Below are 15,976 nucleotides of genomic sequence, written 5' to 3' on the forward strand. Positions count from 1 at the left end.
TAGCGCATGCGCACGCTAAAACGTCTGACTCATCTCGCCCTTGCCGGGTTTTTTCTGTTCGGTGGATGGCTTGTTTATCATGTCAATACCGCCGTTCAGCTTCCCGTCGTTCCTTATGAATTTTCCATCAAACCGGGCAGCAGCTTAAAAAGCATTGCAACGCAACTAACCGACGCTGGCATTTTGCGTGACGCCTGGTCATTCGTCCTGCTGTCGCGGATAACGGGGGTTGCATCGTCAGTCAAGGCGGGCGATTATGAGATTGCTGCGAACATTTCGCCCCTGCAGTTGCTTGAGCGCATTACCAAGGGCGACATAAACCAAAGCGAGATCAGATTCACAGAAGGATGGACTTTTTCCCAGCTCAGGCAAACCCTGGATGAGCACCCAGCCCTCCGGCACGATACCGTCAATTTGACTAATCTGGAGATTCTGCGGCTGATCGGCGCAACCGAAACAGCAGCAGAAGGATTGTTTTTCCCCGATACTTATTTTTTCGCGCGGGGCAGCAGTGATGCGGCAATATTGAAACGCGCCTATCATGCGATGCGGAACCATCTTGACAGCGCCTGGGCCGAGCGAGCCACAGATTTGCCGTTGGCGGACCCATATCAGGCCTTGATTCTTGCTTCAATCGTTGAAAAAGAAACTGGCAGGGAGAGCGACCGCAGCATGGTCGCAGGCGTATTTGTCAATCGGTTGCGATCCAGCATGTTGCTGCAAACTGATCCCACAGTCATTTATGGGCTTGGTGACAAGTTTGATGGCAATCTTCGCAAAAAAGATCTTTTAGCCGATCAGGAATACAATACCTACACCCGCCGCGGCCTGCCGCCAACCCCCATTGCTTTGCCAGGACTCGCCTCCATACTGGCGGTACTCAACCCCGCCAAGACCGATGCGCTATATTTTGTTGCGAAAGGGAATGGGGAATCACACTTTTCCCGTCATTTAATCGATCACAATCGCGCGGTATCCAAATACCAGAAGCGATAGTACGCATGGGCTGGGTGTTTATGCGTAATGAATAGCTGGCTCGCGACTGTTAAAAAAATTCGCGCCCGGTAGATCGTGTTTACCCATTCAATAGCGCAAATTCCCGTCCTGCTGTCCACCTTTTCCGTCCGGTAAAAGTAAAAATTGAACATTCACGTCTTCAAAAGTAGAATAGTGTTATCGAATAAATAAAAAAACCGGCCGGGTTGCTCCTTTGCTCAGCCGAGGCTGGATATATCGTAGATCCCCGCCGCCTCCAAACCGAGCCAGCTACACTAGCTAGCCCCCAATTTAATAATTCAATCAGGAAAACGAATGAGCCACACTCTATATGAAGCGTCAGTTTTACGCGTGCAACGCTGCGAACTAGCTGTTCCGGGTTCGAATCCGGGGATGTTTGAGAAAGCGCTGAAAAGCGGCGCAGACTTCATCTTTCTCGATCTTGAAGATGCGGTTGCGCCCGACGACAAACTGACGGCACGCAAAAATGTTATCGAAGCGCTCAACGATCTGGATTGGAGAGGCCATGGTATAACAATCTCTGTACGTATAAACGGGTTGGATACACAATTCATGGTTCGTGATGTAGTGGATCTGGTCGAAAAGGCTGGTCATGGGATCGACACAATATTGATTCCGAAAGTAGGTGTTTATGCTGATGTCTATATGGTTGAAGCCATGTTGAATCAATTGGAAATGCAACAGGGATTGAAAAAAAGAATCGGTGTTGAAGCATTGATCGAAACAGCTTTAGGTATGGCAAATGTGGAAGATATCGCCCGAAATGGCGCATCGGGCCGACTTGAAGCGCTACATTTCGGTGTAGCCGATTACGCCGCGAGTAATCGGGCCAGAACAACCAATATAGGTGGGCTCAATCCTGACTATCCAGGCGATCAGTGGCATGCTGCCATCAGTCGCATGACCGTAGCCTGCCGTGCGTATGGTTTACGTCCCATTGATGGCCCTTTTGGGGATATCAAGGATCCCGATGGCTTTAAACTGGCAGCTAGAAGAGCCGCCGCTTTAGGCTGCGAAGGTAAATGGGCTATCCATCCATCACAAATCGCACTTGCAAATGAAATATTCACGCCACCTGCTGCGGAAATCGAGAAAGCACAACGCATTCTGGCTGCCCTGAAAGAAGCGGCGTCTCAAGGTAAAGGCGCGGCAGCACTGGACGGCCGGTTGATCGACGCCGCTTCGGCAAGAATGGCCAATAATGTGGTTAAAATGGCGGAAGCGATGTGCGCAAAAGGCGCATAGTTCGCTTCTCGTGGCCGCGTCAGCGGCCTTTTGTTTCTTGACTCATCGGAATGGCTCAGAGATAGATAAAGGGGCAGATAAGGGGATAGTCGTCGGAATACTCACGGAAAATGCAGGAAACAATATCTGCGGAAAATTCAACTGCATCGCGGCATTCCATGAAATACACAGCCGCTTCCCAACCGTGGGGCGTTCAGCCTGAAAGAAGAAGCTGGCGCCTATCAGACGTTTCTATCTGTTTTCAGCTGAGGTCAGCATTATGACGCAGGCTCCAGCCCCGCAACATAATCGCATTTTTTCAGTTCGGCGCTCCGCCAGTTGAGATGACCGGATTTCTCGATTGAGGTGACTTGATCTGTTTCCAGGCTCAGCGGTCCTCGAGAGAGATCCGGATAAACTATTTTATAAACAAAATAAGGTGATGCGTTGGATATACACGAGTATCAGGCGAAGGAGATTTTGACGAAATATGGCGTTAAGATCGCGGAAGGTGGTTTGGCCTACAGTGCTGAGGAAAGTGTGCAGCGGGCCAGGGAAATCGACGGAAATGTCTGGGTAGTAAAAGCACAGATTCATTCAGGCGCGCGCGGTAAGGCCGGGGGTATCAAGGTCTGCAAAACGCATGACGAAGTTAAAGCGGCCGCGGAAGAACTGTTGGGAAAACAACTGGTAACTCATCAAACCGGCCCGACGGGTAAAGTCTGTTCCAGGGTTTATGTTGAATCAGGGACGCAAATTGTCAAGGAAATGTACCTTTGCTTTCTGATTGATCGGAGCTCTGAAGGCATCGTCATGGTGGGTTCCGCCCAGGGCGGAATGGAAATTGAGGAATTGGCTAAAACAGATCCTGATGCAATTAAAAAAATTTACATTGAACCCGCGGTCGGCCTCCAGGATTTCCAGGCACGGGAGATGGCTTTTGCTTTAGGGTTGGAAGCCACACAATTAAGTCATGCCGTAAAAACCATAAGAGGTTGCTATCGCGCATTGCGAGATCTTGATGCGAACATGCTGGAAATTAATCCGCTGGTTATTACCGGCAACGGTGAACTCATCGCACTTGACGCAAAACTGAGTTTTGATGACAACGCTCTGTTTCGTCGTCATGAGATTGCCGAGTTGCGCGATAAAACCCAGGGAGATCCACGTGAAATGGCAGCTACCGATCATGGCTTGAGTTATATCGGCCTGGATGGGGACATCGGCTGCATGATCAATGGCGCCGGTTTGGCGATGGCGACCATGGATATGATTAAACTGGCCGGCGGCGAACCTGCGAATTTTCTTGACGTGGGTGGCGGTGCATCTGCTGATCGTACGGAAAAAGCGTTTCGTCTTGTATTGGCTGATAAAGGCGTTAAAGCTATATTAGTCAATATATTTGCCGGAATTAACCGCTGTGACTGGATCGCGGAAGGCGTCGTGCACGCAGTAAAGAACATTGATATCAAAGTCCCGCTGGTTGTCCGTCTATCAGGCACAAATGTTGAAGAGGGCCAGCGGATCATTGCTGACAGTTGTTTGCCCATTATCACGGCAGGAACGTTAGCGGAAGCGGCGGGCAAAGTTGTCCGGGCTCGTAATGAAGTAATTGCGAAAGAACGCGAAGGGAAAACAAATGGCGATCTTGATTAATGAGAGTACACGTATCATAGTCCAGGGCTTTACCGGCAAAATTGGTACTTTCCACGCGCAGGACATGATCAACTATGGTTCCAATGTAGTAGGGGGGGTAACTCCCGGCAAAGGGGGTCAGCAACACCTGGCCAGACCCGTCTTCAATACAGTGAAAGAAGCTGTGCAACAAGTCGGTGCGGATGCCAGTATTGTATTTGTGCCGCCGGCATTTGCCGCGGACTCAATCATGGAAGCGGCCGATGCGGGCATTAAATACTGTGTAGCGATTACTGATGGTATTCCTACGCAAGACATGATGACTGTCAAGAACTTCTTGCGTCGTTTTCCTATCGAAGAACGAATGGTGCTGACCGGTCCGAACTGTGCAGGTACGATTAGTCCGGGCCGGGCAATGCTGGGGATAATGCCGGGACATATCTTTATGAAAGGTGATGTCGGAATTGTCGGCCGTTCCGGGACTCTAGGCTACGAAGCAGCTGATCAGATGAGGATGCTGGGCATCGGCATATCAACATCAGTAGGTATTGGTGGAGATCCGATTATCGGCAGTTCCCATCGTGATATTCTGGAGAGGTTCGAGGAGGATGCTGAAACGAGGGTAGTGGTAATGATCGGCGAAATCGGCGGATCGCAGGAAGTTCAAGCCGGTATTTTTGCCAAAAATTACATGAGCAAACCGGTCATTGCCTATATCGCAGGTTTAACTGCACCGGAAGGTCGTCGGATGGGGCATGCAGGGGCGATCATCTCGTCGGCAGGCGAAAGTGCCGCGGAGAAAGTTTCTGTGTTAAGAGATCTTGGTGTCACAATCTGCCCCACGCCTTCGGCTATTGGCGACACCGTTGCAGAGGTATTGGCCAGGATGTAAGCCTATGAGTGTATGGGAGTCTTATGCGGCTCATGATATTTATCAGATGTGATTGAATGGAGGCTGAGACATGGCAATCTGGATGACCGCGTTAAAGATCATTCCATGGGGAAGCGTACTGGAATCCGCGCCGCAAATTGTCAAAGCAGCAAAGCATCTTTTTGCGGAAACAAAGACTGACAAAAGTGATTTTTCAGCAACTCCCAATTGGTCGGCAAGCGACGGGTCGATTAATCTGGATAAACGGATTCGTCTGCTAGAAGCAAAAATCGTTGAATTGAGTGATGAACAAAGATCATCCGCTGAGCTGATCAAATCGCTTGCTGAACAAAACGCACTTATCATCCAAGCCATCGAAGTTTTTCGAGTTCGAGTAAAAATTCTGCTTGTTGCTTGTATTTCACTGGTCTGCCTGCTTGCAGGCGTCGTATTCTGGCTGGCGACAACTTGATCAAGGCCAATACAGTATTTCATCAAATGTCAGGCATGAGCAGACAATAGCCCAAAGATTCGCCCCAGCTTTATCGGCTGTCTTCCCCATTCCTGCGGCCATCAGCCGCAGGTAATAACATCGGCCATCATCGGCCATCGTATACCCCCTAATTGCAGGTCTTTAAATCTCGCCCTGCGCATCTCTTTGTGTCGTCGTAGCCCATATATATTTTTTATACCCTCTCTATCTCTTCATCAGCGGACACATAGCCGGCAGATCGTATTTTTGACAGATCCGGGCAGCCGCACGGCTTATTTGTTCTCTACATCACGCCTCATTTTTCTTGACACGAAGTAGTCATGAGTTTAGGCTACGCGGTGTTTCAGGGAGGGCCTGGGGATTGCCCTGGGGATTTAACAGACAAAACGGTATCGTGGCGAGGGATGGCCTGCATTTGCGGGTAGCAAGGGGCAGACGGGCTATAGCCAGAGATACCGAAGCACAACAATTATTACGGAGTAAAGGAGAGCAAAATGGTAGTCAAGCCTTGGCTGAGGCTGGTCACGCTCACATGCGGCGCGCTAATGGCGGCGTCGGCATATGCGGACTTTCCCAGCGTTCCCAAAGAGACGTACAAAGCGCTGAAGCTGGAGCAATCGGCCTCGCCCAAAGAGCTGCATCAAGCGCTGGTGAAGCGCTACAAGGACCCGGCGCAAGGTGCGGGACGCGGGACGCTGGCCAAATACTGGGAGCCGATTCCCATGAGCATGTACTTTGACCCTGCCTCTTTTTACAAACCGCCGACCTCGATGAAAGAAGTGGCGGCGCGGGACGAATGCGTCAAATGCCACACGGACGAATCCCCGGTGTGGGTGAACGCCTGGAAGAAGAGCACGCACGCCAACCTGGACAAGGTTCGCAACTTAAAGCCGGAAGACCCGATCTACTACAAGAAAGCCAAGCTGGAAGACGTGGAGAAGAACCTGCGCTCCATGGGTCGGCTGGGCGCGAACGAGAAGCTGAAGGAAGTGGGCTGCATCGACTGTCACGTCGACATCAACACCACCAAGAAAGCCGATCACATGAAAGACCTGCGCATGCCCACGGCTGACGTATGCGGCACGTGTCACCTGCAGGAATTTGCCGAACGCGAATCCGAGCGCGACACCCTCATCTGGCCGAACAAGCAATGGCCGCAGGGACGTCCCTCGCATGCGCTGGACTGGAAGGCCAACGTAGAAGTCGCGGTATTTGCCTCCATGCCGCAACGCGAGATAGCCGAAGGCTGCAGCATGTGCCACACCAACCAGAACAAGTGCGACTCCTGCCACACCCGGCATGAATTCTCCGCGGCCGAATCGCGCCAGCCGGAGACCTGCGCCACCTGCCACAGCGGGGTAGACCACAACAACTGGGAAGCCTACTCCATGAGCAAGCACGGCAAGACCGTGGCCATCATGGGCAACAAGTGGAACTGGAACGTACCGCTGAAGGACGCCTACGCCAAGGGCGGCCAGACCGCCCCGACCTGTGCCGGCTGCCACTTCGAATATGAAGGCAAATACGCCCACAACGTCGTGCGCAAGATCCGCTGGGCCAACTACCCCGCGGTACCTGGCATTGCCGAGAACATCACCAGCGAATGGTCCGAAGAGCGGCTGGACTCCTGGGTCAAGACCTGTACCCAGTGCCACTCCGAGCGCTTTGCCCGCTCCTACCTGGAATTCATGGACAAGGGCACGCTGCATGGCCTGGCCAAGTACAAGGAAGCGCACGCCGTGACCGAGAAGCTCTACAAGGAAGGCCTGCTGACCGGACAGAAGACCAACCGTCCGACCCCGCTGCCGCCTGACAAGGAAATGTTTGCCGGCTTCACCCAGCTCTACTGGTCCAAGGACAACAACCCGGCCGCCATCGAACTCAAAGTGCTGGAGATGGGCGAGAACAACCTGCCTAAACTGCACGTAGGACTGGCGCACGTCAACCCGGGCGGCTGGACCTACACCGAAGGCTGGGGACCGATGAACCGCGACTACGTCGAAGTCATGGACGAGAACACCAAGATCCGTGAAATGGCGGCCCTGCAGGCACGGGTGGCCAAGATGGAATCCAAGCGCAGCGCCGGACTCTTCGACCTCAACAGCGCCGATGACAAGATCTCGCTCGGCGGCCTGGGTGGCGGCATGCTCCTGGCCGGCACGCTCGCCCTGGCAGGCTGGCGCCGTCGTGAAAAGAACGAGCGCGAGTAAGGTTCGATAACAAGTTTGATCGCCTCATCCACCAGCCGCGCCCACCCGGCGCGGCGCAACAGTAAACTCCTCCCCTCACTGGGCATCCTCCTGGTGACGGGAGGAATTCTTTTGCTCCTCTGGTTTGCCTGGCTCTGGTTCAACCCCGGTCCCGCCCCTTATCGCTACCAACTGGTGGAAGAAGGCAGCATCGACAAATTCAGCCAGCTGGGACTGGAAGCCTGGCCCGATCTCACCATCGCCCAATATGAAGTCTATGCCGAAGAGGTCGACCAGCCACTGGCGGTGACCCATATTGCCCGGCAGGGCAACAGCGCACCTGTGCGGCTCGACTGGGAAAACCGCACCAGCGAACTGCTCCTGACCACTGACAGCAAACTCAGTGAACTGACCGCCCTGGCGGGCGCCATCAACAAATATGCCGCCAAGGACGCACTCATCCTGGCCTGGTGGGACACCTCCCGCCAGATCAATCTCTTGGCCGGACGCGACACCTTGTTCACCCAGCGCGTGGGCGAGCCGCTGATCGTACCCGCCCACTGGCGCAACCGCATTGACGCCATCCAGAAATACGAACAGGCATTCTGGGATGCGACCGCCAGTGCGGACGAGCAGCGCCGATTCCAGCGCTTTGCCGACGCCCTCCTGGCCGAACCGCAAGCGGGTGCTGCCATCCTGCGCGAACTTGCCGCCGAAGCCGCTAAATCCGCCAAGTCTGACAAGGCCGATAAAGCCGGAGGCGATGCAACCACCGCGCGTGAAGCCTACATCGCCATCCACGTCACCGACCTCTACAAGCTGGGCATCATGCGCCCGGAGCAGTTCGACATGGCCTACAAGAACTTCCCCATGGAAGGCAACATGCACGGCATGATCGGCTACCTCAAGAACTGGATGCTGGAAAACGAGTTCAAGACCTACACCCTGCAATCGTTGTCCGACAAACTGGTGCGCGGCTACTTCCTGCGCGATGTCAAAAGCCTCAACACGCTGATCGCCCAGATGCTGCCCTTCACCGAATCCCAGCCGCTTGACCTGACCGCCGTGCAACTCATCTACCAGCAGGGCGGCTACTGGGTCTACAAGATCCCACCCGCAAGCAGCGAATCCCCGTCTCCCGCCGGCGGCTGAATGTTCCCTAGCGTCCCCTAAGCATCCCCTGACCGTTCCCCGGTCGTCCCTGTGCGGTACCAGTGGTACCAGAAAGAGTCATGGTACTGGTGCTACCCGTTTATATAAACCGGAGATACAGTATGGGAATAACAGGTTTGCCGTAACATCACGTTTCAATACAAAAGGGTTGGCTATAAATCACGTTTCCGTAAGCAGTTTGCACCAGTTTGTTGTAATATCACAACGCCTGCCGCGGATATAACGGATCCAGCGGACATCGCGGATAACCAACGGATATACTTGCCCGAAAGAAAAAGGAGAAACCATGAGCTATCGCATGACACTAGCCCTAGCCGCAGCAGCCATGTTTGCGGTTATATCCGGGAGCGCGAGCGCCCAGTCGTTTGAAGGCCGCAAGAAATGCAGTTCCTGTCACAAGAGCCAGGCGCAATCATGGGGTGATACGGCGCACGCCAAGGCCATGGAATCGTTAAAGCCCAACACCAAGGCCGAGGCCAAGAAGAAGGCCAAGCTCGATCCCGCCAAGGACTACACCAAGGACAAGGATTGCGTCGGCTGCCATGTTGACGGCTGGGGCAAGGAAGGCGGCTACACGCTTGATGACCCGAGCAAATTCACCACCGGCGTGGGCTGCGAATCCTGCCACGGTCCCGGCTCCAAGTATCGCGGCATCCACCGCAAGGCCGGGGCCGCCTTCGAGAAATCGAAGAAGACCGCCCCGCGCCAGACCCTGGCCGACGCCGGACAGGACTTCGCCTTTGAAGAGAGCTGCAATGCCTGCCACCTGAACTACGAAGGCAGCCCATGGAAGGGTGCGAAGAAGCCCTACACGCCTTTCACCCCGGCGGTGGACAAGAAATACACCTTCGACTTCGACAAATACGTGAAGGACACCAAGGCCATGCACGAGCACTACAAGCTGGACGGCACCTTCACGGGGGATCCGAAGTTCAAGTATCATGACGAGTTCCAGTCCAAGGCGAAGGTTGGCGAGAAAGGCTCGGAAGACTAATGGGCATAAAGGCAGGCGGCACCCTGCTCACGGGTGCAATACTTGGGATCGTCATGGTGGCGGTGGTATTCGGCGGCGAGGCCGCCGTCTCCACCACCGAATTCTGCACGAGCTGTCATTCCATGACCTATCCGGCGGAGGAGCTGAGAAGCTCCTCGCACTATGGCGCCCTGGGGGCAAACCCGGGCTGCAAGGATTGCCACATCCCGCAGGGCTTCAAGAACTTCCACCTGGCGGTGGCGACCCATGTGGTGGATGGGGCGCGTGAGTTGTACATGGAGTTTGCCGAGGACTATTCCACAGTAGAGAAATTCAACGAGCGCAGGCTGATCATGGCGCACGATGCGCGCATGAACCTGAAGAAATGGGATAGCCGCACCTGCCGCGAATGCCACAGGAATCCGCAGCCGCCGGGGTCCGACGCCAAGGCGGCGCACAAGAAGATGGAGACCGAAGGTGCTACCTGCATCGACTGCCATCAGAACCTGGTGCACAAGGAAGCCCCCGAAACCGACCTCAACGAGAGCATCAAGCAGGGCAAGCTGGTCCTCAAAACCGCATCGAAGGATGAGGACGAGGAGGATGAAGAGGATGAGGATGAGGAGGAGTGAGTTGATAGATGGAGTCTGACCCATCCCGCTGTTCGTTCAGAATCAGTGTTTTGGTGATCTGCAGATAAATTCGCGTCACATCAATTAACGGTACCTAAAGCTGGATTCGCCGCCAGCAAGTCCAGCTTTAGGTCTGACTGCTATCGTAATAAACCGCTATTATCTATTTTTTGGATTCTGCCTACGACCACTTGATTAAGGGAAACCCACCGAAATAGCGCTGATTACGGTGCTGCGGGAGTTCTGCCCGATAATCGGGCGTCAGATTGTAAACTTGTCTGCAGGCGGACTTTTCGAAGCTGAATAAGCGCCAATCGGAATGTTTTAAACGAAGATCCTCTCATTATTGACCCTCCGTTTGTCAATCCTTGAATAGGCCAAGGGCTTATCCCGGCCTTTATGCCATTTCAATGTCACAAAACTGTAATATACCCCGCGTAATATGTAACCTGCTCAGGGAACGTTCCTTTTAAAATGCATTGCCGGCAACAGCACAGTCCGACGAAATGACTCAGCCTAAAAGACTCGGATATAGCTATCGCCGTCATCTGGGTGAGCGTTTTATTGAAGCGTTGCTGTTCCTGATGGCGTTTGTCTCGGTGGCGATCACCATTGCTATCGTCGCGATGCTGGTTAAAGAGTCGATTGTGTTTTTTGAACACGTTTCGCTTTGGGAATTTTTCACCGATACCGAGTGGACGCCGTTGTTCGATAACGCACACTACGGCATACTCCCTCTGATTTCCGGTACGGTAGTAAGTTCTTCCGTCGCGCTTCTGGTTGCCATTCCCCTGGGCACGATTACTGCGATATATCTTTCGGAATTTGCGCCTTTCGCTGTTCGAGAAATGGCCAAGCCATTTCTCGAGTTGTTGGGCGGTGTCCCGACTGTCGTGTACGGTTATTTCGCATTATTGTTTGTGACACCCCTACTGCAGAAAATATTTCCCGAATTGCCTGGCTTCAGTCTTCTTTCCGCAGGGTTGGTGATGGGCATCATGATCATTCCCTATGTGAGTTCCATGGCTGAAGACGCGATGCGTGCCGTACCCATGCACTTGCGTGAAGGTTCTTATGCGATGGGCGCGACCCGATTCCAGACGGCTATCAGGGTAGTGATGCCCGGCGCGTTTTCGGGCATAGCCGCTGCCTACATTCTCGGAATTTCCCGGGCGGTGGGCGAGACGATGGTGGTGGCTATCGCCGCTGGCATGCAGCCAAATCTTACCTGGAATCCGATGGAGCCAGCAGCTACCATTACCGCTTATATCGTTCAGGTAAGTCTAGGCGATCTGCCCCATGGTAGCATTGGTTATCAGACTATTTTTGCCGCTGGGCTTACGCTACTGCTGTTAACGTTGATATTCAATATCATCGGCCATGTTCTGCGTAAACGTTACCGTGAAGTATATTAAAATTATCAACCAAGATCGTTACTTGTACTCACAATTAGCCCCATGTGCTTTCCTTGTATTCCTGACTTGCCGATGAGCAGGTTTATCTCTTTCCCCGGGCCAGTTGATGAGGGATAAAAACCTGGGCGAGATCCGTGCCATCATTGCACGCCATAAGTTGTGGGACTTGATTTTCATGATCGTCGGCATATTTGCGCTGATGATTGCGGTACTGACATTCATGGCTTTATTCGCTCACATGCTTATCGACGGGCTCCCGCGTTTGTCCTGGGATTTTTTTACGTCCTTTCCATCGCGTCGCCCCGGGTCAGCAGGCATACTTTCCGCCTGGGTGGGTACAACTCTGGTCATGCTGGTAACAGCCGCGGCGGCCGTGCCAATGGGCATCGGCGCGGGGATTTATCTGGAAGAATATGCGTCCAAAAATATCATTACCGAAATCATCGAAATCAATGTTACCAATCTTGCTGGCGTTCCATCCATTATCTACGGACTGCTGGCGTTAAGCCTCTTTGTACATCAATTCGGGTTTGGTCAAAGTATTCTTTCGGCCGGCCTGGCGTTGGCATTATTGATCCTGCCAGTGGTGATCGTGGCGACCCGAGAGGCGATACGCGCCATTCCCGTGGTCATCCGCGAGGGCGCCTACGCACTTGGCGCGACCAAATGGCAGACCGTTTCGGATCATCTGCTTCCTTATTCCGCGGCCGGTATTTTAACTGGCGTTATTATTGGCCTGGCTCGCGCTATTGGCGAAACAGCGCCGATCATCACTATTGGCGCGCTGACTTTTATCGCTTTTTTGCCGCCGTCGCCAGTGAAAGCCGAGTTTCCTTTTGTATCCTTCGAGTGGCTGATGGCGCCATTCACCGTAATGCCAATCCAGATGTTCAACTGGGTATCGCGGCCCGAAGAAGCGTTTCAGATTAATGCCGCGGCGGCAGGGTTGGTGCTGGTAGTGATGACCCTTGCCATGAATGCAATTGCCATCTATTTACGCTACCGTATGCGCAAGAATCTCAAATGGTAGAGAATTTGGCCGGCGAAAATTCTACTGTCGATGCCCCGCATGCTCAGTACAAGTCAGAAGTCAGAAACCTGAGTTTTTATTATGGCGCCTTCTCCGCGCTTAAAAACGTCAATATGATGTTGCATGAAAAAAAGGTGACGGCACTAATCGGCCCATCCGGATGCGGCAAATCCACGTTTCTACGCTGCTTCAACCGTATGCACGACCTTTACCCCGGGAATCGTTACGTGGGCGAAATCATTTTGCATCCCGACAATATCAATATACTTTCCCGTGATGTCGATCCGATTGAAGTACGGATGCGCATCAGCATGGTATTTCAGAAGCCGAATCCTTTCCCGAAGTCCATTTACGAGAATGTTGCTTATGGTTTGCGGGTGCGGGGCGTCAGACAGCGTGCCGTACTGGACGAGAAAGTGGAGGAAGCGCTGCGCGGCGCAGCGCTATGGGACGAAGCGAAAGATCGCCTGAATCAACCTGCCTATAATCTTTCCGGTGGTCAGCAGCAACGCCTGTGCATCGCACGGGCGCTTGCAACCGATCCAGAAATCCTGTTGTTCGACGAACCTACTTCCGCGCTTGACCCGATTGCTACAGCCAGCATTGAGGAACTCATCACTGACCTGAAAGATAAGGTTACGATTCTCATCGTTACCCACAATATGCAGCAGGCGGCACGTGTTTCGGATTACACCGCTTATATGTATCTTGGTGAGATTATTGAGTTTGATGTTACTGACACGATTTTCATCAAACCCAAAAATAAACAGACGGAAGATTACATTACCGGACGTTTCGGATAGATTCATATACCGATCTATCGATAAGTTTCTTTTTGCCGTGTTGACCGACGCGCTCCGCTGGCTCTTCCGTCGGCTCTTCCATACCCACGGCTATCCCTACACCATTTTTGTCTGCTTGTCTTCGCCCACGTCGTTTTATTTTCTTCGGGGCTTTTGTTCTCGGGCGATGTTGTTAGTCGTGATTGACCCCGTATTCATTCACGGGTAACATTCGCAGCTTTCAAGTCAAAGGCGGCTCCTTTATGGCTATGCGTTCGAAGCTGGTTGCGGGTAACTGGAAAATGCACGGCGGAACGATACAGAATCGGGAGCTGCTTGATGCGATTGTTGCCGGAACGGAAGGGCTGAGCGGGGTTGGTCTAACCGTCTGTGTGCCTTATCCCTATCTTTCGCAGGCGCAGTCGGTATTGCAGCATTCCGCTGTTTCCTGGGGCGCTCAGAACTTGAGTCAGCATGACAAAGGCGCTTATACGGGCGAAGTTTCGGCGGCCATGTTAACGGATTTCGGCTGTCGCTACGTCATTGTCGGTCACTCGGAACGCCGCGCATTGTATGGTGAGGATAATCATACCGTAGCGCTGAAATTCAAGGCGGCGCAGACAGCCGGCCTGATACCTGTTCTGTGCATTGGCGAAACCCTTGATCAGCGCGAGGCCGCGGTTACCGAGCAGGTGGTGGCAGAGCAACTGGACGCGGTAATTGACCTGATGGGGATAGATGCACTGGCGAGGTCTGTACTTGCTTATGAGCCTGTATGGGCTATCGGTACCGGTAAAACCGCTACACCGCAGCAGGCCCAGGACGTACATGGATTCATTCGCAGCAGAATCGCCGCTAATAATCGCGGGGTTGCTACTGAACTGCAAATTCTTTATGGCGGCAGCGTCAAAGCGAGCAATGCTGCGGAACTATTTGCCATGCCCGACATTGATGGGGGTCTGATTGGCGGTGCTTCACTTGTTGCCGATGAATTCATCACCATCTGTCGCGCGGCTAAAAACTAAATCATTTTGGAGTAGGTTTTGGAAACAGTCATCTGGGTACTACACCTCTTGTCGGCCGTGAGCGTAATTGTTCTGGTTCTGCTGCAACACGGTAAAGGGGCTGATATGGGCGCCGCCTTCGGCAGCGGTTCTTCAGGAAGCCTGTTTGGCGCCAGCGGCTCGGCAAATTTCCTGAGCAGGACCACCGGTGTGCTGGCCGCAGTATTTTTTATGACCAGTCTGGGGCTAACCTATCTTTCCAGCCACAAGACGGAAGACGGGGGAGTCATGGATAAAGAAGTGCCCGTGCAGTCGGACAAGCCCGTTCAGCCGACTCAGCAGCCCGCGGAGTCCTCACAGGCTGCCCCTGAAATTCCCGCGGATGGAGGAGCTTCCAAAGCTACAGAAATACCGGAATAGTTTAATGATGAGTTAATCGAGCTTTAATGATGAGTTGATTGAACAATCAATTAAAGCTGCGTTCTAATCAAGATTATGCTTCTGACCGGAACTCGAATTAAGCCGCCGACGTGGTGAAATTGGTAGACACGCCGTCTTGAGGGGGCGGTGGCGAAAGCTGTGCGAGTTCGACTCTCGCCGTCGGCACCATTGAAATGGAATAAGCGGAGAATCAGGTCACACACATGAGTAGAGGTGTGCCTGCTTCTCCAGCTCTATACTTTTGATTGCATATGCTCGAAAATTACTTTCCCATTCTGCTGTTCATTTTGCTTGGTCTTGCCGTAGGCGCCTTGGCCATGGGGTTTGGCTGGTTATTTGGTCCAAACCGTCCCGACAGCGAGAAATTATCCCCGTACGAGTGCGGTTTCGAAGCGTTCGAAGATGCGCGCATGAAATTTGACGTACGCTATTACCTGGTAGCCATCCTGTTCATTCTATTCGATCTGGAGATTGCGTTCCTGTTTCCATGGGCGGTTGTATTGAGCGAGATTGGTCTCTTCGGTTTTATCGCAATGATGGTTTTTCTCGGCATCCTCGTCGTGGGTTTTATCTACGAGTGGACCAAGGGCGCCCTGGAATGGGATTAAGGTCATGAGTGCTAACGGTACAATGGAAAAAGGTTTTGTCACCACGAGCCTGGATTCGGTTATCAACTGGGGACGTACCGGGTCCATGTGGCCCATGACTTTTGGTCTCGCCTGCTGTGCAGTGGAGATGATGCAGGCTGGCGCGTCGCGTTACGACCTCGACCGTTTTGGAATCGTATTCCGCCCAAGTCCGCGCCAATCGGACGTGATGATTGTTGCCGGCACTTTGTGCAATAAAATGGCCCCAGCACTGCGTAAGGTATACGACCAGATGGCTGAGCCGCGCTGGGTAATATCCATGGGTTCCTGCGCCAACGGCGGCGGTTATTATCATTACTCGTATTCTGTTGTACGTGGCTGCGACCGCATCGTGCCGGTCGACATCTACGTCCCCGGCTGTCCACCCACGGCGGAAGCGTTACTCTATGGGATTATTCAGTTGCAGAATAAAATCCACCGCACCAATACCATCGCCCGTTGAGTCATCAT

The 15,976-nt window shown here is 53.0% G+C and carries 16 protein-coding genes and 1 tRNA gene; all 17 read left to right on the forward strand.

Annotated elements, in window-relative coordinates:
• The first annotated feature begins 6 nt into the window (after positions 1-6).
• Positions 7-996: an endolytic transglycosylase MltG gene (gene mltG / locus CRO05_RS07465; protein WP_097066457.1), complete on the forward strand. Its 990-nt coding sequence runs from the start codon at positions 7-9 to the stop codon at positions 994-996.
• Positions 997-1,311: 315 nt separating this feature from the next.
• Positions 1,312-2,262 carry a CoA ester lyase gene (locus CRO05_RS07470; protein WP_097066458.1) on the forward strand — a complete coding sequence of 317 codons (951 nt, stop codon included), beginning with the start codon at positions 1,312-1,314 and terminating at the stop codon, positions 2,260-2,262.
• Between the two features lie 426 nt (positions 2,263-2,688).
• On the forward strand, positions 2,689-3,897 hold the full coding sequence (locus CRO05_RS07475; RefSeq protein ID WP_097066459.1) for a malate--CoA ligase subunit beta: 1,209 nt from the start codon (positions 2,689-2,691) through the stop codon (positions 3,895-3,897).
• The gene (gene sucD, locus CRO05_RS07480; protein ID WP_097066460.1) at positions 3,881-4,768 is read left to right on the forward strand and encodes a succinate--CoA ligase subunit alpha; all 888 of its coding nucleotides are present in this window, start codon (positions 3,881-3,883) and stop codon (positions 4,766-4,768) included. The genes CRO05_RS07475 and sucD overlap by 17 nt, the downstream gene beginning before the upstream one ends.
• A 70-nt stretch (positions 4,769-4,838) precedes the next feature.
• Complete coding sequence (locus CRO05_RS07485) at positions 4,839-5,219, forward strand: hypothetical protein (RefSeq protein WP_097066461.1); 381 nt, start codon at positions 4,839-4,841, stop codon at positions 5,217-5,219.
• Positions 5,220-5,734: 515 nt separating this feature from the next.
• Positions 5,735-7,450, forward strand: coding sequence for a multiheme c-type cytochrome (locus tag CRO05_RS07490; RefSeq protein WP_097066462.1), 1,716 nt, complete (start codon positions 5,735-5,737; stop codon positions 7,448-7,450).
• A 15-nt stretch (positions 7,451-7,465) separates the two neighbouring features.
• Positions 7,466-8,581, forward strand: a complete 1,116-nt coding sequence (gene haoB, locus CRO05_RS07495) for a hydroxylamine oxidation protein HaoB (RefSeq protein ID WP_097065776.1) — start codon at positions 7,466-7,468, stop codon at positions 8,579-8,581.
• A 307-nt stretch (positions 8,582-8,888) separates the two neighbouring features.
• Positions 8,889-9,596, forward strand: coding sequence for a cytochrome c-550 CycA (gene cycA / locus CRO05_RS07500; RefSeq protein WP_097065777.1), 708 nt, complete (start codon positions 8,889-8,891; stop codon positions 9,594-9,596).
• Complete coding sequence (locus CRO05_RS07505) at positions 9,596-10,207, forward strand: NapC/NirT family cytochrome c (protein ID WP_097066463.1); 612 nt, start codon at positions 9,596-9,598, stop codon at positions 10,205-10,207. Before cycA ends, CRO05_RS07505 begins: the two co-directional genes overlap by 1 nt.
• Positions 10,208-10,713: 506 nt before the next feature.
• Positions 10,714-11,622 (forward strand): phosphate ABC transporter permease subunit PstC, encoded by a 909-nt coding sequence (gene pstC / locus CRO05_RS07510; protein WP_097066464.1) that lies wholly within the window; start codon positions 10,714-10,716, stop codon positions 11,620-11,622.
• 106 nt (positions 11,623-11,728) lie between these two features.
• Positions 11,729-12,652 (forward strand): phosphate ABC transporter permease PstA, encoded by a 924-nt coding sequence (gene pstA, locus CRO05_RS07515; protein WP_097066465.1) that lies wholly within the window; start codon positions 11,729-11,731, stop codon positions 12,650-12,652.
• On the forward strand, positions 12,646-13,455 hold the full coding sequence (gene pstB, locus CRO05_RS07520) for a phosphate ABC transporter ATP-binding protein PstB (protein ID WP_097066466.1): 810 nt from the start codon (positions 12,646-12,648) through the stop codon (positions 13,453-13,455). The genes pstA and pstB overlap by 7 nt, the downstream gene beginning before the upstream one ends.
• Before the next feature lie 248 nt (positions 13,456-13,703).
• The gene (gene tpiA / locus CRO05_RS07525) at positions 13,704-14,459 is read left to right on the forward strand and encodes a triose-phosphate isomerase (protein ID WP_097066748.1); all 756 of its coding nucleotides are present in this window, start codon (positions 13,704-13,706) and stop codon (positions 14,457-14,459) included.
• Between the two features lie 18 nt (positions 14,460-14,477).
• The gene (secG, locus tag CRO05_RS07530) at positions 14,478-14,858 is read left to right on the forward strand and encodes a preprotein translocase subunit SecG (RefSeq protein ID WP_097066467.1); all 381 of its coding nucleotides are present in this window, start codon (positions 14,478-14,480) and stop codon (positions 14,856-14,858) included.
• 104 nt (positions 14,859-14,962) lie between these two features.
• Positions 14,963-15,047 (forward strand) — tRNA-Leu (locus CRO05_RS07535).
• An 83-nt stretch (positions 15,048-15,130) separates the two neighbouring features.
• Positions 15,131-15,487: an NADH-quinone oxidoreductase subunit A gene (locus CRO05_RS07540; protein WP_090877169.1), complete on the forward strand. Its 357-nt coding sequence runs from the start codon at positions 15,131-15,133 to the stop codon at positions 15,485-15,487.
• A 4-nt stretch (positions 15,488-15,491) separates the two neighbouring features.
• The gene (locus CRO05_RS07545; protein WP_097066468.1) at positions 15,492-15,968 is read left to right on the forward strand and encodes an NADH-quinone oxidoreductase subunit B family protein; all 477 of its coding nucleotides are present in this window, start codon (positions 15,492-15,494) and stop codon (positions 15,966-15,968) included.
• Positions 15,969-15,976: the final 8 nt, after the last annotated feature.

Origin of the sequence: Nitrosovibrio sp. Nv4, from assembly GCF_900215485.1 — a bacterium.
Taxonomy (GTDB): domain Bacteria; phylum Pseudomonadota; class Gammaproteobacteria; order Burkholderiales; family Nitrosomonadaceae; genus Nitrosospira.

Excerpts from the sequence above, each read along its gene's own strand:
- mltG (WP_097066457.1), top strand. The coding sequence starts at position 7 with ATGCGCACGCTAAAACGTCTGACTCATCTCGCCCTTGCCGGGTTTTTT.
- CRO05_RS07470 (WP_097066458.1), top strand. The coding sequence starts at position 1,312 with ATGAGCCACACTCTATATGAAGCGTCAGTTTTACGCGTGCAACGCTGC.
- sucD (WP_097066460.1), top strand. The coding sequence starts at position 3,881 with ATGGCGATCTTGATTAATGAGAGTACACGTATCATAGTCCAGGGCTTT.
- CRO05_RS07485 (WP_097066461.1), top strand. The coding sequence starts at position 4,839 with ATGGCAATCTGGATGACCGCGTTAAAGATCATTCCATGGGGAAGCGTA.
- CRO05_RS07490 (WP_097066462.1), top strand. The coding sequence starts at position 5,735 with ATGGTAGTCAAGCCTTGGCTGAGGCTGGTCACGCTCACATGCGGCGCG.
- cycA (WP_097065777.1), top strand. The coding sequence starts at position 8,889 with ATGAGCTATCGCATGACACTAGCCCTAGCCGCAGCAGCCATGTTTGCG.
- CRO05_RS07505 (WP_097066463.1), top strand. The coding sequence starts at position 9,596 with ATGGGCATAAAGGCAGGCGGCACCCTGCTCACGGGTGCAATACTTGGG.
- pstC (WP_097066464.1), top strand. The coding sequence starts at position 10,714 with ATGACTCAGCCTAAAAGACTCGGATATAGCTATCGCCGTCATCTGGGT.
- pstA (WP_097066465.1), top strand. The coding sequence starts at position 11,729 with ATGAGGGATAAAAACCTGGGCGAGATCCGTGCCATCATTGCACGCCAT.
- pstB (WP_097066466.1), top strand. The coding sequence starts at position 12,646 with ATGGTAGAGAATTTGGCCGGCGAAAATTCTACTGTCGATGCCCCGCAT.
- tpiA (WP_097066748.1), top strand. The coding sequence starts at position 13,704 with ATGCGTTCGAAGCTGGTTGCGGGTAACTGGAAAATGCACGGCGGAACG.
- CRO05_RS07540 (WP_090877169.1), top strand. The coding sequence starts at position 15,131 with ATGCTCGAAAATTACTTTCCCATTCTGCTGTTCATTTTGCTTGGTCTT.
- CRO05_RS07545 (WP_097066468.1), top strand. The coding sequence starts at position 15,492 with ATGAGTGCTAACGGTACAATGGAAAAAGGTTTTGTCACCACGAGCCTG.